This is a genomic window from Pseudomonas sp. BNK-15, assembly GCF_047456105.1.
GTDB classification, from domain to species: domain Bacteria; phylum Pseudomonadota; class Gammaproteobacteria; order Pseudomonadales; family Pseudomonadaceae; genus Aquipseudomonas; species Aquipseudomonas putida_E.
This window is the reverse complement of record NZ_CP179898.1, coordinates 142,390-159,779: the sequence shown is the minus strand read 5'-3', so window position 1 is coordinate 159,779 and position 17,390 is coordinate 142,390. Positions and strand designations below refer to the sequence as shown.

The 17,390-nt window shown below is 66.4% G+C and carries 4 protein-coding genes; 3 read left to right on the top strand and 1 reads right to left on the bottom strand.

Translation table 11 applies throughout. The features are described 5' to 3' along the window. Window positions 1-85 precede the first annotated feature (85 nt). The 3 genes from ACMGF5_RS00600 (at window position 86) to ACMGF5_RS00590 (ending at window position 16,290) form a co-directional block, all read left to right on the top strand. The gene (locus ACMGF5_RS00600; RefSeq protein WP_414157498.1) at window positions 86-10,300 is read left to right on the top strand and encodes an amino acid adenylation domain-containing protein; all 10,215 of its coding nucleotides are present in this window, start codon (window positions 86-88) and stop codon (window positions 10,298-10,300) included. After that, window positions 10,297-13,383 (top strand): amino acid adenylation domain-containing protein, encoded by a 3,087-nt coding sequence (locus ACMGF5_RS00595; RefSeq protein ID WP_414157497.1) that lies wholly within the window; start codon window positions 10,297-10,299, stop codon window positions 13,381-13,383. Before ACMGF5_RS00600 ends, ACMGF5_RS00595 begins: the two co-directional genes overlap by 4 nt. 372 nt (window positions 13,384-13,755) lie before the next feature. Further along, entirely contained in the window at window positions 13,756-16,290 is a 2,535-nt protein-coding gene (locus ACMGF5_RS00590; RefSeq protein WP_414157496.1) for a TonB-dependent siderophore receptor, read from the top strand. A gap of 142 nt (window positions 16,291-16,432) precedes the next feature. Here ACMGF5_RS00590 and ACMGF5_RS00585 read toward each other — a convergent pair whose 3' ends face one another. Further along, on the bottom strand, window positions 16,433-17,380 hold the full coding sequence (locus ACMGF5_RS00585) for an alpha/beta hydrolase (protein ID WP_125924667.1): 948 nt from the start codon (window positions 17,378-17,380) through the stop codon (window positions 16,433-16,435). Between the last annotated feature and the right edge of the window lie 10 nt (window positions 17,381-17,390).

The following is a 17,390-nucleotide window of genomic DNA, read 5'->3' as shown; positions in this document are numbered from 1 at the left end:
GTGTTAATTTTTTGCAGGTTGTATCCGTTTCGTAGGGATAGCCGGGCACTGCCCGTGGTACCCCACTCGTACGGAAAGCAAGCTGATGAATCCCGAAAAGTCCCTGCAACTGGCCCGCCGTTTCATTGAATTGCCGCTGGAAAAGCGCCGCCTGTTCCTTGAAACCCTGGCCAGAGAGGGCATCGACTTTTCCCAGTTCCCTATTCCGGCCGGGGTGGCGGCTGACGACCGTCTTGCACCGTCGTTCGCCCAGCAACGCATGTGGGTGCTCTGGCAGCTGGATCCGCACGGCGGTGCCTATAACCTGCCAGGTGCGGTCCGCCTCAAGGGGGCACTTGACGAGGCCGCCTTGCAGCAGGCGTTCAGCCACCTGCTCGAACGCCACCAGAGCCTGAGCTGTGTGTTCCAGCAGCAGGCCGATGAGCGCCTGTGCCAGGTGCACCGCCCGGCCGCGCCGCAGATCCAGCGCCTGGACCTGCGCGAGCTGGCCGAAGACGCCCGCCAGGCACGGGTGCAAACCGAGGTCGAGGCCGAGTCGCTGTGCCCCTTCGACCTGGAGCATGGCCCGTTGCTGCGCATCCGCCTGCTGCAACTGGCTGAGCAGGACCACGTGTTGCTGCTCACCTTGCACCACATCGTCGCTGACGGTTGGTCGATGAATGTGCTGATCGACGAATTCAGCCGCTGTTATGACGCCTGCGCCGCTGGCACACAGCCGCAACTGCCGGCGCTGCCGATCCAGTATGTCGATTACGCCCTGTGGCAGCGGCGCTGGCTTGAAGCCGGCGAACTCGAACGCCAGCTGGCCTACTGGCAAGCCACGTTGGGTGAAGAGCAGCCGGTGCTGGAGTTGCCGCTCGACCGCCCACGCCCGGCCGCGCCAAGTTTCAAAGGCAGCCGCCAGGAGCTGGTGGTGGACACGGCGCTTGCTCAGCAATTGCGCAGTTTTGCGGCGCAGCACAACCTGACGCTGTTCATGGTTCTGCTCGGTGCTTTCGGCGTGCTGCTGCAGCGTTACACCGGCCAGTGCGACCTGCGCATCGGCAGCCCGGTGGCCAACCGCAACCGCGCAGAAGTCGAGGGGCTGATCGGCCTGTTCGTCAACACCCAGGTATTGCGCCTGCAGCCGGATGCCCAAGCTGACGCACTGGCCTATTTGCAGGCAGTGCGGCAAACCGTGCTGGGCGCCCAGGCCCATCAGGACCTTCCCTTCGAGCGCCTGGTCGATGCGTTGAAGGTGGAGCGCAACCTGAGCCACGCACCGTTGTTCCAGGTGATGTACAACCACCAGCCGCAGGTGGCCGACCTGGCTGCGGTCACGCTGGGCTCTGGCCTGGAGCTGTCCGCACTGGAGTGGCGCAGCCGCACCACCCAGTTCGATCTGAGCCTGGACACGTACGAGCAGGGTGGCGTGCTGCGCGCTGCGTTCACTTACGCGACCGACCTGTTCGATGCGGCGACCATCGAACGCATGGCGGGCCACTGGCTCACCGTGCTGCGTGAGTTGGTGGCTGACCCTGCACGCCCGCTGTGGCAACTGCCCATGCTCGACCAGGCCAGCCGCCAACGGGTGCTGCAGGACTGGAACGCCACGGCTGCCAGCTACCCGCTGCAGTATGGCGTGCATGAGCTGATCGAGGCTCAGGCGCAGCGCACCCCGCACGCGCCGGCACTGCTGTTCGCCGACAGCCTGCTCAGCTACGCCGAGCTCGATGCCCAGGCCAATCGCCTGGCCCATTACCTGCGTGGTCAAGGTGTGGGCAGCGACAGCCTGGTCGGGGTCGCGGCTCAGCGCAGCATCGAGATGGTCGTCGCCTTGCTGGCGATCCTCAAGGCCGGTGCGGCCTATGTGCCCCTGGACCCGGAGTACCCTGAGGAGCGCCTGGCCTACATGATCGAGGACAGCGGCATCGGCCTGCTGCTGACCCAGCAGGCGCTGCTCGACAGCCTGCCGCTGCCGCACGGTGTGCAGTGCGTGGCGCTCGACGCCCTGGTGCTGGACACGATGCCGGACAGCACCCCGGGTCTCAAGGTCGAGCCGACGCAGCTGGCCTATGTCATTTATACCTCCGGCTCTACGGGGCGCCCGAAGGGCGCGGGTAACAGCCACCAGGCGCTGACCAACCGCCTGTGCTGGATGCAGCAAGCCTATGGCCTGGACGCCAGCGATACGGTGCTGCAGAAAACCCCGTTCAGCTTCGACGTGTCGGTGTGGGAGTTCTTCTGGCCGTTGATGACCGGCGCCCGCCTGGCCATCGCGGCGCCGGGCGAGCACCGCGATCCGCAACGCCTGATCCGCGCCATCGAGCACTACCGGGTGACCACGCTGCACTTCGTGCCTTCGATGCTGCAGGCCTTCATCCATGAGCCCGGTGTGCACGCCTGCAGCACCCTGTCGCGCATCGTCTGCAGTGGCGAAGCGCTGCCTGTGGACGCCCAGCGCCAGGTGTTCGCGCGTTTGCCTGCAGCGGGGCTTTACAACCTTTATGGCCCCACCGAGGCTGCCATCGATGTCACCCACTGGACCTGCGTCGAAGAGGGCAAGGACAGCGTGCCTATCGGCCAGCCGATCGCCAATATCCGCACCTATGTGCTCGACGCCGGCCTTGAGCTCGTCGCTGTCGGTGTGGCCGGTGAGTTGTACCTGGGCGGGGTGGGCCTGGCGCGCGGCTACCACCGCCGCCCAGGGCTGACGGCCGAGCGCTTCGTCGCCGACCCGTTCGGCACCGGCGAGCGCCTGTACCGTACCGGTGACCGTGTGCGCCAGCGTGCCGACGGTGTGATCGAGTACCTGGGACGCTTCGATCACCAGGTGAAAATCCGTGGTTTGCGCATCGAGTTGGGTGAGATCGAGGCGCGTCTGGCCGAGCATGCGCTGGTACGCGAGTGCGTGGTGCTGGCCCTCGATGGTCGCCGGTTGGTGGCTTACCTGGTGCTCAATGCAACGCCTGAGGGCTGGCAAGGGCAGCTCAAGGACTGGCTGCTGCAAAGCCTGCCCGAATTCATGGTGCCCAGCCAGCTGATGCCACTGGACGGCCTGCCGCTGACACCCAACGGCAAGCTCGATCGCAAGGCCCTGCCACAGCCCGAGGCCGGGGCACAGGGTACCCATGTTGCGCCTCAGAGCGCGGCCGAACGCCAGCTGGCAAAGGTCTGGTGCGAAGTGCTGGGCATCGCCCAGGTGGGCCTGGACGACAACTTCTTCGAGCTTGGTGGCGACTCGATCATTGCCATCCAGGTCGTCAGCCGCGCCCGTCAGGCCGGGCTGGCGCTCAGCCCGCGTGACCTGTTCCAGCACCAGACGCTGCGCACCCTGGCCCAGGCTGCGGGCTGCGTGGACAGCCGCCAGGCCGACCAGCGCCCGGCTGAGGGCGAGGCACGCCTGACCCCGGTGCAGCTGCAGTTTTTCGACACGCCCATGCCGGTGCGCCAGCACTGGAACCAGGCCGTGCTGCTGGTGCCCCGCGAACCGCTGCAAGCGGCGCAGCTGCAGCAGGCCCTGGCTCAGGTGGTGGCGCAGCACGACGCCTTGCGCCTGCGCTTCACCCAGGCTGATGGCCAATGGCAGCAGCACCACGCGCCGGCCTCTGCTGGCGTGCCGCAGCTCTGGCATCGCCAGGCAGGCAGCGAGCAAGCGCTGGCTGCATTGTGCGATGAGGCCCAGCGCAGCCTGCGGCTCGATCAGGGGCCATTGCTGGCGGCGATGCTGGTGGCCATGGCCGACGGCAGTCAGCGCGTGCTGCTGGTGATCCACCATCTGGTGGTCGACGGCGTTTCCTGGCGCATCCTGCTCGAAGACCTGCAACGTGCCTGCCTGGGCCAGCCGTTGCCTGCCCGGACCAGCAGCTACCAGGCCTGGGCCGAGCGCCTGGCCGGGCATGCCGACGCCTGTGCGGGGCAACTCGATTACTGGCTGGCACTTGGCGAGGCCGGGGCGCAGGCGCTGCCACGTGACCGTGCGGTAACGCAGACGCGCGTGGCGGATGAGCGCAAGGTACGGGTCAGTTTCCCGCCGGCCTTTACCCAGGCCCTGCTGCAACAGGCGCCGAGTGCCTACCGTACGCAGGTCAACGACCTGCTGCTGGCGGCCCTTGCCCGTGCCCTGTGTAACTGGAGCGGCAATCAGCAGGTGCTGGTGCAGCTCGAAGGGCATGGCCGTGAGGAGCTGTTCGAGGATATCGACCTGACGCGTACCGTGGGCTGGTTCACCAGCCTGTATCCGGTCGCCTTGCGTCCGCAAGCACAGCCCGGTGCCTGCATCGCGGCCATCAAGGAACAACTGCGCGCCGTACCCCAGCGTGGCCTGGGCTATGGGGTGCTGCGTTACCTGGGCACACCGGCGCAACGCGAGCAACTGGCGCGCCAGGCGCAACCGCGGGTGACGTTCAACTACCTGGGCCAGTTCGACAGCCAGTTCGAGAAGGGTGCGCTGTGGCAGCCCGACCCTCAAGGGGCCGGGCAGGGGCAGGATGGCGACGCGCCGCTGGCCAACTGGCTGAGCGTGGAGGGGCAGGTCTACCAGGGCGAGCTGGGTATCAGTTTCGGCTACAGCCAGGCGATGTACGACGAGGCCACCATGGACGCCCTGGCCAGCGATTTCGCCAGCCAGCTGCGCGCGTTGGTCGATCACTGCCTGCAACCGGGGGTTGCCAGTGCCACGCCGTCGGACTTCCCGCTGAGCAATCTGGACAGCACCGGGCTCGCCGCCCTGGCAGTGGACCTGGCCCAGATCGAGGACATCCTGCCGCTGTCTCCCTTGCAACAGGGCCTGCTGTTCCATTGCCTGCATGCGGCCGCAGCCGGCGACTACATCAACCAGTTGCGCCTGGATATCGACCAGCTCGACCCGCAACGCTTCCAGGCCGCCTGGCAGGCGGCGCTGGACACCCACGCGGGGCTGCGTGCCAGCTTTCACTGGCCGGTCGACGTGCAGCAACCCGTGCAGGTGATCCGCCGCCAGTTGCAACTGCCGTTCAGCCAGCTCGACTGGCGCGACCAGGCCGCGTCGGCCGACCACCTGCAAATCCTGGCCGAGCAGCAGCGCCTGGCCATGGCCGCGACTGATCAGGCGCCCTTGCTGGGCATCACCCTGGTGCGCCTGGGCGAACAGCGCTGGCACATGATCTACACCCATCACCACCTGCTGCTCGATGGCTGGAGCCATGCCCGGTTGCTGGCTGAAGTGATGCAACGCTACCGTAACCAGGCACCCCGCCAGGCACCTGCGCATCCACGTACCTACCTGGCCTGGCTGGCCACGCGTGACCGCCAGCAGGACCAGTCGTTCTGGCAGGCGCAGCTGCAGGGCATGCAGGCGCCAACACTGCTCGCCGGCCAGCGCCGTAGCGTTGAAGCGGCCGGCTACGGCCTGTGGCAGCAACGCCTTGGCAGCGCTGCATCGGCGCAGATCAAGGCGGCGGCGCGGGCGCGCAAGGTTACCGTCAATACATTGGTGCAGGCGGCCTGGCTCTTGCTGCTGCAACGGCACTGCCGTCAGGACACCGTCTGCGTCGGTGTTTCGGTATCGGGGCGGCCTTCTCAGTTGCCGGGCATCGAGGCGCAACTGGGGCTGTTCATCAACACCGTGCCGTTGGTGGCCGCCCCGCGCCTTGAGCAGCGCCTGGACGACTGGCTGCAACAGCTGCAGGCCAGCAACCTGGCACTGCGCGAGCACGAATACACGCCACTGGCCGACATCCAGCGCTGGGCGGGCAGGGCTGGCGAGGCACTGTTCGACACCTTGCTGGCGTTCGAGAACTACCCCGTGGCCGAGGTGCTGCAAGGTGGCGGTGACGGGCCGCGCTTCGGTGTGCCGGCCAGCCACGAGCAGCCCCACTACGCCCTGACCCTGTCAGTGGGCATGGGTGAGCAGTTGCAGGTCGACTATCGCTTGCGCCACGACGCTTTCAGCCTGGCCGACGTGCAGCGCCTGGCTGGCCAGTTTGGCCACCTGTTGCAGGCGATCGCTGGCGCGGGTAACCCATGCCTGGCTGAGCTGAGCCTGCTGGATGCCGCCAGCCGTCAGCGTTGCCAGGGTCAATGGCAGGCCGCTGACGGCAGTGTTCCGGCACTGGGCGTGCACCAGCTGATCGAGGCCCAGGCGGCGCACAACCCGCGCGCCGTTGCGGTGGTTGCCGAGGACGGTACGCTGGAATACGGCCAGCTCAACGGCTTGGCCAACGCCTGGGCGCAACAGTTGATCGCGCGGGGTGTCGGCCCCGAGGACCTGGTAGGGCTGTGCAGCGAGCGAGGCCTGGCGATGGTTGTCGGCCTGTTGGCGATCCTCAAGGCCGGTGCCGGCTACGTGCCGCTGGACCCGCAATACCCGCGTCAGCGTCTGCAGGACATGCTCGACGACAGCGCCGTCAGGCTGGTGCTGGGCACCCGTAGCGCCGCGCAGCCACTGGCGCTGGCAGGCACGGCCCAGTGGTTGTGGCTGGACCAGCCCCTGGCGCCGCAGGACGATAACCCTGCGCCGCGAGCCACCGCCGACAACCTGTTGGGGTTGATCTACACCTCCGGCTCCACCGGTCGCCCCAAGGGTGTGGCCCTGACCCATGGCGCCATCGCCGCGCACATCGCGACCATGGTCGGCCAGTATCAGGTGACGGCGCAGGACCGCTTCGTGCACTTCGCTTCGATCAACTTCGACTGGGGCACTGAGCAATGGTTGTTGCCGTTGAGCCAGGGCGCCTGCTGCATCGTGCGTGGCGATGAGATCTGGACCGCGGCCCAGGCATTCGAGGTGATCGAGCGCGAGCGCGCCAGCGTGGTCTACTTCCCCACCCAGTACGCCTGTCAGTTGGCCGAGTGGGCGCATCAGCAGGGCCGGGCACTGCCGGTGCGCTGCATGAACGTGGCCGGGGAGGCGCTGGCGCGTGAAGGCTTCGAGCGAATCCAGGCCCACTTGCAGCCGCAGCGTATCGTCAACGGCTACGGCCCTACCGAAACAGTGATCACCCCGCTGCTGTGGCAGGCCGACGGGTCTACCCGCATCGACACCGGCTATGCGCCGATCGGAACGCCGGTGCCGGGGCGTACCGCTTACCTGCTCGATGCAGCCTTGCAACTGCTCGATACCGGCACTGACGGCGAGCTGTATATCGGTGGCCCCTGCCTGGCGCGTGGTTACTTTGGCCAGGCGGCGCTGACCGCTGAACGTTTCGTGCCCGACCCCTACGACACGGTCGGCGGGGGCCGCCTGTACCGCAGTGGTGACCTGGTGCGGCAGCAGGCCAATGGCGAGCTGGTGTTCATCGGCCGCCTGGACCACCAGGTGAAAATCCGCGGTTTCCGCGTCGAGCCCGGTGAAGTCGAAGCCTGCCTGCTGGCCCTGCCTGAGGTGCGCGAGGCCGTGGTGATGCCGGGCGGTCAAGGTGCCGACCTGTACCTGGCCGCCTGGTTGGTACCGGTCAGCGGTTCGCAGGCCGATGCCGGGCTGCGTCAGCGCATTCTCGACGCGCTGCGCGCCGTGCTGCCGCCCTACATGGTGCCGTCACGCCTGCAACTGCTCGACAGTTTGCCGCTGAACCCCAACGGCAAGGTCGACCGCAAGGCATTGCCGTCGATCGAGGTCGACACCTCTGAAGCAGCGTTCAGTGCGCCCCTGGATGCGCTCGAACGCGAGGTCGCCCAGGCCTGGGCCAGTGTGCTGGGCAGGCACGAAGTGGGCCGTTTCGAGCACTTCTTCGAGGCCGGTGGCCACTCACTGCTGGCCACGCAGGTGGTGGCGCGGCTGCACCGCGACGGCCACACCGGGGTCGGTGTACGCGACCTGTTCAGCGCCCCGCGCTTATGTGATTTCGCTCAGCGCCTGCGCCAGGCGCAGCCGGTAAGCGATGCCGGCCCGCAACTGCGCGCACTGGGCGTCAAGGCCAGCGCACCGCTGTCGCTGGCCCAGCGCCGGTTGTGGATTGCCGAACAGTTTGCCCAGGGTAGCGGGGCGTACGGCATGCCGCTGGGCCTGCGCCTGGACGGGCCGTTGCAGCCCGCATGCCTGAAGCAGGCCTTGCAGGTGCTGGTGCAGCGCCACGAAGTGCTGCGCAGCGCGGTGGCCTGTGACGACGAAGGTGAACCGCTGCTGGTGATCCAGGCGGCGGTCGACCTGGACCTGCCAGTGGACGACCTGAGCCTTTTGGCTGCCGCCGAGCAACAGCTGCGCGTGCTTGAAGCGCAACTGGCCAACGTGCGTCAGCCGGTGCCCCTGGACCAGGCGCCGATGCTGCGTGCACGCCTGCTGCGCCTGTCCGGCGACGCCCATGTGCTGCTGCTCAACATGCATCACATCATTTCCGATGGTTGGTCGATGGCGCTGATGGTCAACGAACTGATCGCCAGCTACAGCGCCCTTGCCCGTGGCCAGGCGCCCGTGCTCGCGCCGCTGGTGCTGCAGTACTCCGACTATGCGCTATGGCAGGCCGAGCGCGAGCGTGCCGGGCTGCTGCAGGCCCCGGCGCAGTGGTGGCGCACGGCCTTGCACGGTAGCAGCGGGCGCTTGCAGTTACCCACTGACTTGCCGCGCCCGGCCAAGGCGTCCCAGGCGGGGGAGAACCTCTATCACGAGCTGCCGCCGACTACGGTCGTGGCGGTACGCGAACGGGCCGCGCAATTGGGCGTGACCCCCTACATGCTGCTGCTGGCGGCGTTCCAGCTGCTGATGCACCGCGCCAGCGGCCAGCACGACCTGCTGCTCGGGGCGGATGTCGCCGGCCGCGAACACCCCGACCTTGAGGCGCTGATCGGCTTCTTCGTCAATGTTCTGCCACTGCGCTCGCAACTGGACGAACAACTGGACTTCGCCGCGTGGCTGGCGCGCACCCGCACCACCTTGCTCGATGCCAGCGAGCAGCAGGCGCTGCCGTTCGACCTGATCGTCGAGGCTGCTGGCGCGCCGCGCCACCCAGGCATGAACCCGCTGGTGCAGGTGCTGTTCGTGATGAACGACATGCCGCTGGCGCATGGCGGCCTGGCCGACCTGAGTGTGCAGGTGCTGCCGCAGGCGGGCGGCTATTCGAAATTCGACATGGCGCTGTTCATCGACCCGGTCGCGGACGGCTGGCGCGTCACCTGGCAGTACGCCACACAGCTGTTCAAGGCAGAACGGGTCCAGGCACTGCTGCGTGGCTGGCTGGACATCCTGGGCCAGGTGCTGGGCAACCCACACATCCAACTGAGAGAGATCACTATGGCGGTTCACAGTGAAATCGTGGCGGCGCCTGCCGCCGCCGGCGGGCAACCCAAAAAAGACAAGCTGGGCAGTTTCCTCAAGCGCGGCGCCGGCACGCCAAGCCGGCCGGCCAGCGCAGTGCGCGAGGCTGCGATGGTGCCGGGGCAGGCCTTTCCGTTGCTGATCGAACCGGTCGATCCCGGCGTGAGCCTGACCGACTGGGTGGTGAAGCACCGTGCCGAGATCGAACGCAAACTGGTGGCTCATGGCGGCATTCTGTTCCGCGGTTTCGGCTTGCAGACCCCGCAGGACTTCGAGGCCTTCGCCGAGGCTGTGCAGCCTGGGCTGTACGGCCAGTACGGTGACCTGCCTAAGAAGGAAGGCGGCAAGAACACCTACCGCTCTACGCCGTATCCGGAGCAGAAGATGATCCTCTTCCACAACGAAAGTGCCCACCAGGACCGCTGGCCGCGCAAACAGCTGTTCTTCTGTGAACTGCCTTCGCCGGTTGGCGGTGCCACCCCGGTGGTCGATTGCCGGCAGATGTATCAGCGCCTGCCCGCTCCCCTGCGCCAGCGTTTCGAGGACAAGGGCCTGCTCTACGTACGTACTTTCACCGACAAGCTGGACGTGTCCTGGCAGCATTTTTTCAAGACCGACTCGCGTGCGGATGTCGAGCGCCGTTGCCAGGCGTCGGGTATCCAGTGGCGCTGGCTGGACAACGACGAACTGCAGATCCGCACGCCTTGCCCGGCGGTGATCGAGCACCCGGTCAGCGGTGAGAAGAGTTTCTTCAACCAGGTGCAACTGCACCACGTGTTCTGCCTGGATGCCGACGTGCGCGAGGACTTGTTGGCGCTGTATGGCCTGGAGCGCATGCCGCGTCAGGTTTACTACGGCGATGGCAGCCCGATCGAAGACGCCGACATGGCGTTGATCGGTGAGCTGTACGAGGCGTGCGCGGTGCGTTTCGACTGGCAGGCCGGTGATGTGATCCTGCTCGACAACATGCTGGCCGCACATGCCCGCGACCCGTTCCAGGGGCCACGCAAGATCGTCGTCGCCATGGGCGACATGATGCAACGTGCCGACCTTGAAACCCTCACCTTGAACCGCACAGGAGTGCAAGCATGAACATCACCGTTGAATCGAGCGGCCTGCCGTTGTTGCCCATGCAGGTGCTCGAGCTGACTGCACTGCCTGCCCGCTGGCAGGACGCGGCGCGCTGCATCACCTTGCAGCTCGACAGCGTGCCGGCGCCCGCCGCGCTGCGGGCTGCCCTGCAGCTGTGGCAGGGCCAGCACGACGCGCTGCGCCTGCGCATCGGCCAAGCCGCCGGTTATCGCGGCCTGCGTCAGTTTTTTCAGCGCGAGGCGGCAGCGGTGGACCTGACGTGGCTGGCGGCGGGCGATACCGCCGGCCGCCAGGCCTGGTTCGAGCGTGAGGTGGATGTGCAGGCCGGGGCGGGCGTCGCCGTGCTGGTGTGCGAGCAGGCCGAGGGGCGCTGCCAGTTGGTGCTTGGTGTGCTCGCTGCGCTGGTTGACGCTGCCAGCCTGCCGGCCCTGGCTGCAAGCCTTGCGGCGATCTGCCAGGGCACACTGGGAACAGCCGAAGACGGCGATTTCGAACAGTACCTGCAGTGGCGCAGCGAGGTGGTGGTGGATGAAGACGCCAGCACTGCGCGCAGCTACTGGAACGCGCTGAACGGCAAGCCCGCAAGCGCCCAGCAACTGCCCCGGCGCCCCCCGCAAGGCAGCCCGCGCGGTGAGCGCGCGCAGGCCCGCGCCGCGCTTGATCCGGCCGTTGTGCAGCACCTGGCCGGCCTTGGCCTGCCCTTGGACATGGTGTTGCAGGCAGCCTGGTGGCTGCTGCTGGCGCGGCTCGATGGTCAGCCTGCGCAGGTGGTGAACTGGTGCCACGACAGCCGCGGCGACTACACCTATTTCGCCGACAGTGCAGGGGTGTATCACAAGCAGCTGCCGGTGCTTGTCGACTACCAGGCCGAGCAGCCACTGCGTACCTGGCTGCACGGCCTGGCCGCGCAGTTGGAGCAGCATGCAGTTTGGCAGGAATACTTCACCCCCGAGCACACACCCGCGCTGGAGCCTGCCGCCATCGGTTTTCGCCTGATCCCCGCCTGCCCGCCGCTGGCCGGTGGTTGGCAGGTAGTGGGCATGGACGCGCCGAGGGTCGGCCCCGACCTGCTGCTGCAAGTCGACAGCGACCGCGCAGCGCCACAGGCGCTGTTGCAGTACTGGGCCTCGTGGCATAGCCCGGCACTGGCGCAGCTACTGCTCGAGCAGTACGTAACGCTGCTGGCAAGCATCGCTCAGACACCAGACGCGGCCTTGGCCAGCCTGGGCCTTGTCGGTGAGCAACAGCGTCGCCTGGTGCTTGAGCGTAACGCCCAGGCTGCACTGCCAGCGGTCACCGAACTGCTGCCCGAACGGGTCGCCCGCTGGCTGCGCGAACAGCCCCAGGCGCTGGCGATCATCGATCAAGGGCAGGGGTGGAGCTGGCAGCAGCTCGACCAGCTGGCCACTGCGCTGGCCGCCCACCTGCAGGCCCAGGGCGTTGGCAGCGCCAGCGTTGTCGGCCTGGCCCTGCCGCGCTCGGCGCACTGGCTGGCGGCGGTACTGGCCTGCTGGAAGTGCGGCGCTGCATACCTGCCGCTGGACCCGCTCTGGCCCGCAGCGCGACGCGAGCAGGTCAGCCGCCTGGCCGGCGCGCAGTTGCAGATCGATGCCACGCTGTTCGAGCAGTTGGCGGACACCTCTGCGCCGTTCGAGGCGCAAGCGCTCACGGCCAATACGGCGGCCTATGTGCTGTTTACCTCGGGTTCGACCGGTGAGCCCAAGGGGGTGGTCATCGAACACGGGCAACTGGCCGGGTACCTGCAGGCCGCTGAGCAGGCCTTGGACCTTTCGGCCTGCAGGCACTTTGCGTTCAGCGCCACGGTGGCGGCTGACCTCGGTCATACCAGCCTGTTCGGCGCCTTGCAGGTTGGCGCCACCTTGCACGTTGCCAGCGACGCAGTGATGCAGGACCCGGCGGCCTTTGCCGCGTTCGTGCGCAACGAAGGTATCGATTGCCTGAAGATCGTGCCGTCGCACCTGGCGGCGCTGCTCGACAGCGCGCAGCCCAGCCTGCCAGCGACCCTGGTACTGGGCGGCGAAGCGCCGAGTGCGCAGTTGCTGGCGCGCATCGCACGGCTGGCGCCTCAGGCTCGGGTGTTCAACCACTATGGCCCGACCGAGGCCACCGTCGGCGTGCTGGTCCAGCCACTGCGGGCCGAGACGCCGATGGCGAGCCTGGGCCAGGTGCTGGCCGGCAACCGCGTTTACTTGCTGACGCCTGCAGGGCAACTGGCGGGCGTGGGTGAGCTGGGCGAACTGCATGTGGCCGGGCGCCAGCTGTGCCGGGGCTATCTGGGGGCCGAGCAGGGGGCGTCGTGCTTTATCGACAACCCATTGCAAGCCGGCGAGCGCCTGTACCGCAGCGGTGACCTGGCCCGTTACCAGGCCGATGGCAGCATCCTGCTGCAGGGGCGGCAGGATCACCAGGTGAAGATTCGCGGGTTCCGTGTCGAGTTGGCCGAAGTGGAAGCGCGCCTGCTGGAGATCGACGGGGTGGCGCAGGGGGCGGTGCTGGCGATCGAAACCCAGCCCGGGCAACTGGAACTGCTGGCTTGCTACGCCGTGCACGGCGAAGCCGAAGGGCTCGATGAAGCCTCGCTGCGTGCGCGGCTTGCCGAGTGCCTGCCAGCGGCCATGGTACCGACGCAGCTGCGTTGCCTGCCGAGCCTGCCGCGCCTGGCCAACGGCAAGCTCGACCGTCGCGCGCTGCTGCAGCTGCCGCAGCAGGGCGGCCAGCAGGATGCCCCACAGGACGCATTGCAGGCGTTGCTGGCCCAGCGCATGGCGCAGTTGCTCGGGCGCGACAGCATCGGTATCCACACCGACTTCTTCGCTGCCGGCGGCCATTCGCTGCTGATCATCAAGCTGGTGGCTGGGATCCGTAAGTTGTTGAACTGTGAAGTGGCGCCGGCGCTGGTCTTCGAGCACCCCACAGTGGCGGGGCTGGCCGAGGCATTGCAGGCCAGCGAGGCAAACCGCGGGCAGTTGCTCAAAATTGCCCAGGCGCGCCTGCAACTGGAGCGCATGAGCCCTGAGGAAAAGGAGCAGATGCTGGCCAAGGCGAAGAACGTTACGGCATAGCTCAAACAGCGTTTGATAGGGCTGCTACGCAGCCCATCGCCGGCAAGCCGGCTCCCACAGGTACAGCGCAGGCCTCAAGAACCACGCTGAACCTGTAGGAGCCGGCTTGCCGGCGATGGGCCGCAAAGCGGCCGCAAATCTATTGACCGACTGGCATTAGCCTTCCGGTTTTTCATGAGTGCGAGGTTAGGCAGCCCCGAGCCATCGACCAATTGAACGCAAATGAAAAAAGTTATCAGTTTTTTTCACGTTCGTGCGTCTTACCTGTAAGCCGCTGAAAACGCGTCGCTCGAACGCGTAAGGCCCTTATAGAAACGGTACGTCGAGACCGTCACCTACACACTCATAGAACAGTCGGAGTCAGTTGCGCACATGAAGTCCAAACGTATGCGAAACAAGGGGGCAGCCTTGGCCGCCGGGCCATCGAAGTGGAGCCTGCGGGCTTCGGCGCTGGTGCTGAGCCTGGCCATGGCCCATGCCCATGCCCAGCCGGTTGCGGTGGACATCGCAGCCCAGCCATTGGACCAGGCCCTGATCGCCCTTGGCCAGCAGACCGGCCTGCAGATGGTCTACTCGCCCGACCTGGTCAGCGGCAAGCGTGCACCCAAGGTCAGCGGCACCATGGAGCCGGACCAGGCCCTGGCGCAACTGCTCGAAGGCGCAGGCCTTACCTACCGCATCGAGAACAATTCGGTCCTGTTGATCAGCACCGACACCAGTGATGTCGGCGCCGGTGCTCTGGTTATCGGCGAAACCACCATCATGGGCCAGGGGATGGGCCAGGCTACCGAGAACACCGGCTCCTACACACCGGGCCTGACCAGCGTCGGCTCGAAGAGCCCGACCTCGTTGAAGGAAACCCCGCAATCGGTGTCGGTGATCACCCGGCAGGTCATCGAAGACCGCCAGTTCACCGACATCAACGATGCGATGAAGGCCGTGCCGGGTGTGACCGTGCAGAGCAACACCTTCCGTATCCAGGACTTCTATTCACGCGGCTTCCCGATCCAGAACATCCAGCTCGACGGCGCCGCCCCCATGGCGTTGGGCACCACCGCCGGCAGCTTTTACGCGTCGAACATCTACGACATCGCCGAGTTCGACCATGTCGAAGTGCTGCGTGGTGCCAGCGCACTGTTTGGCGGCACCGGTGACCCGGGCGGTATCATCAACCTGGTGCGCAAGCGCCCGCTGGACTTCTACCAGCTCAAGTTCACCGCCTCGGCGGGCAGCTGGGACAACTACCGCAGCGAGCTGGACGTGACCGGCCCGCTGGGCTTCGATGGCAAGCTGCGTGGCCGTATGGTGGTGGCCTACCAGGACCGCCAGTACTTCGTCGACAACCGTGCCACCGACAAGCCGTTCTTCTATGGCGTGCTTGAAGCCGATGTCACCGACGACACCATGCTCACCGCAGGCTTGCGTTTCAACAAGGTCCACGAGACCGGCACCGCCTCGGCCGTGCCACGCTACAGCAACGGTGCAGACCTTGGCCTGCCGCGCCATACCGGCCTGTCTACCACTTGGGCGTACGCGGACGGCTTTTCCCGCGAGTATTTCGCCAAGATCGACCATCGCCTCAATGATGATTGGAAGCTCAACCTCAGCTACACCAACATCTACGACACCATCACCACCAACAACGCCACCACGCTGGGCTCTGTTAACCCGGTCACCGGCACCGGCGTGACCCGCTACGGCACCTACAACACCCAGTGGAGCGAGCAGAACCTCTGGGACGTCAACGTCTCCGGCGACTTCAGCATGTTCGGCCTCGACCACCGCCTGGTGGTGGGTGGCGACTATCAAGAGATCGACAGCCGCTGGCGCGGCACTAGCCGCTTCACCACTGCCGGCGGCCCGGTCAATGTATTCGATCCCGATTCCACCCCATGGGATGATCCAGGCGCCCGGCCGGTCATCAGCCGCGACTACAAGCCCAACAGCCAGACCCAATACGGCCTGTACTCGAGCCTGCGCCTGCAACTGGCCGAGCCGTTGCACCTGATCGTCGGTGCCCGTGCACAGCGCTACAAGTTCGACCAGACCTACCAGACGGCAGACGCCACCGGGTCGACCTGGACCCAGCAGTCGCGGGTGGACATGCGCGAACCGACCAAAGTCACCCCGTTTGGCGGCATCGTCTATGACCTGACGGACGAATGGGCGGCCTATGCCAGCTACGCCGAGATCTTCAAGCCACAGCAGAACCTGCTGGCCGGGCCTGCGACCTCTGGCAGCACCCTCGACCCGATGACCGGCAAAACCTACGAGACCGGCATCAAGGGCGAGCTGTTTGGCGGTGCGGTCAACACCAGCATTGCGCTGTACTACACCAAGCGTGAAGACCAGGCGGTGCAGGACCCGAACTACCCGTTGAGCCAGGTGGCATTCGGCGGTAACTGCTGTTACGTCAATGGTGGGGAAACCATCAGCAAGGGCATCGACATGGAAATCTCCGGCGAAATCCTGCCGGAATGGATGATGATGGCCAGCTACACCCTCAACATCAACAAGAACCGCGACACGGGCTCTGCGCTAAGCACCGTCACGCCCAAGCACATGGCCAAGCTGTTCACCACCTACCGCTTGCCGGGTGTGCTGAACGACTTCCGCGTCGGGGGTGGCGTGGACATCCAGAGTGCGACCAAGGTCAGCGGCACCGCAGCGACCTACGACAGCCTGGGCAACGTAGTGCAGTCCGATGTGCCTTTCGAATACCAGCAGAGCGGTTATGCGATCTGGAACGCGATGGTCGACTACCGTATCGACGAGCACTGGAACGTGACCCTCAACGGCAACAACCTGTTCGACAAGAAGTACTACCAGACAGTCGGTACCTCGACCTACGGCAACTACTATGGCGATCCACGCAACTTCATGCTGACGGTACGGGCGACGTACTGATTTCAGTCAGCGTAATCAGGGCTGCTGCGCAGCCCATCGCCGGCAAGCCGGCCCCCACAGGTACAGCGCAGTTCTTGAGGTCTGCGCTGTACCTGTGGGCCGGCTTGCCGGCGATGGGCCGCAAAGCGGCCCCAGATTCGCATCAGGCCAGCACCTGCTCCAACCAGCATCCTGCCGCGGCATACACCTCGCCAGTCGCTCCGGTGATCCCCGACATGCGCAGAAAGTCGTGGGTCAGCCCCGCCTCTATGCGCAGGGTGGTCGGTGTGCCGCTCGCCTCAAGCTTGCGCGCATAGTCCAGGCCTTCATCGAACAACGGGTCGTACTGGGCCAGGTTCACATACGCCGGCGCCATGGCCGGCAGCGCCGGGTGCAGCAGAGGCGAGGCGCGCCAGTCATTGTGCGCCTGGGCGGCGCCCAGGTAATGGTCATAGAACCAGTCCAGTGTGCCGCTCTCCAGCAGATAACCCTCGGCATACCGCTGGTGCGAGGCGCGCCGGGTATTGCTTTCGGCCACAGGGTAAAACAGCAGCTGCGCTTTCACTGCCATGGCCTGCGGGTGTTGCGCGGCTTCGATCGCCAGCACCGTGGCCAGGGTTGCCCCCGCGCTGTCGCCGGCCAGCACCAGCGCGCTCGGCAGGCCCAGTTCGGTGGCGCTGTGCTGCAGCCAGCTGGCGGCGTCCTGGCAATCGTGCAGGGCCGTCGGGAACGGTTGCTCCGGCGCCAGCCGGTAGTGCGCAGCGAACACCGCATAGTCACCCAGGCAGGCCAGGCGCCGGCACACGCAGTCATGCGAGTCCAGGCTGCCGACCACATAGCCACCGCCATGCAGGTAGAGCAGGGTGGCCTTGGGCGTGACGCCCGGGCGCACGTAGAGGCGGGCGGGCAACTGCGCACCATCGCGGCAACTGAACTGCAGGGCGCGCACCTCGACGTGGGCGGGAGGGTCGGGGTCGAGCAGGCGCGAGGCGTTTTCAAATTCCGCCCGCGCCTGGGCGATGCCCAACTGATGCATGGGCTGGCTCTTGCCCGTCAGGCGGCCGAGTTCGGCCAGTTCCAGGAACGCTTCCAGATCGCCATCCAGGGACATTCGGGTTTCC

Coding starts and splice junctions, on each gene's coding strand:
- ACMGF5_RS00600 (WP_414157498.1), top strand. CDS start 86: ATGAATCCCGAAAAGTCCCTGCAACTGGCCCGCCGTTTCATTGAATTG.
- ACMGF5_RS00595 (WP_414157497.1), top strand. CDS start 10,297: ATGAACATCACCGTTGAATCGAGCGGCCTGCCGTTGTTGCCCATGCAG.
- ACMGF5_RS00590 (WP_414157496.1), top strand. CDS start 13,756: ATGAAGTCCAAACGTATGCGAAACAAGGGGGCAGCCTTGGCCGCCGGG.
- ACMGF5_RS00585 (WP_125924667.1), bottom strand. CDS start 17,380: ATGTCCCTGGATGGCGATCTGGAAGCGTTCCTGGAACTGGCCGAACTC.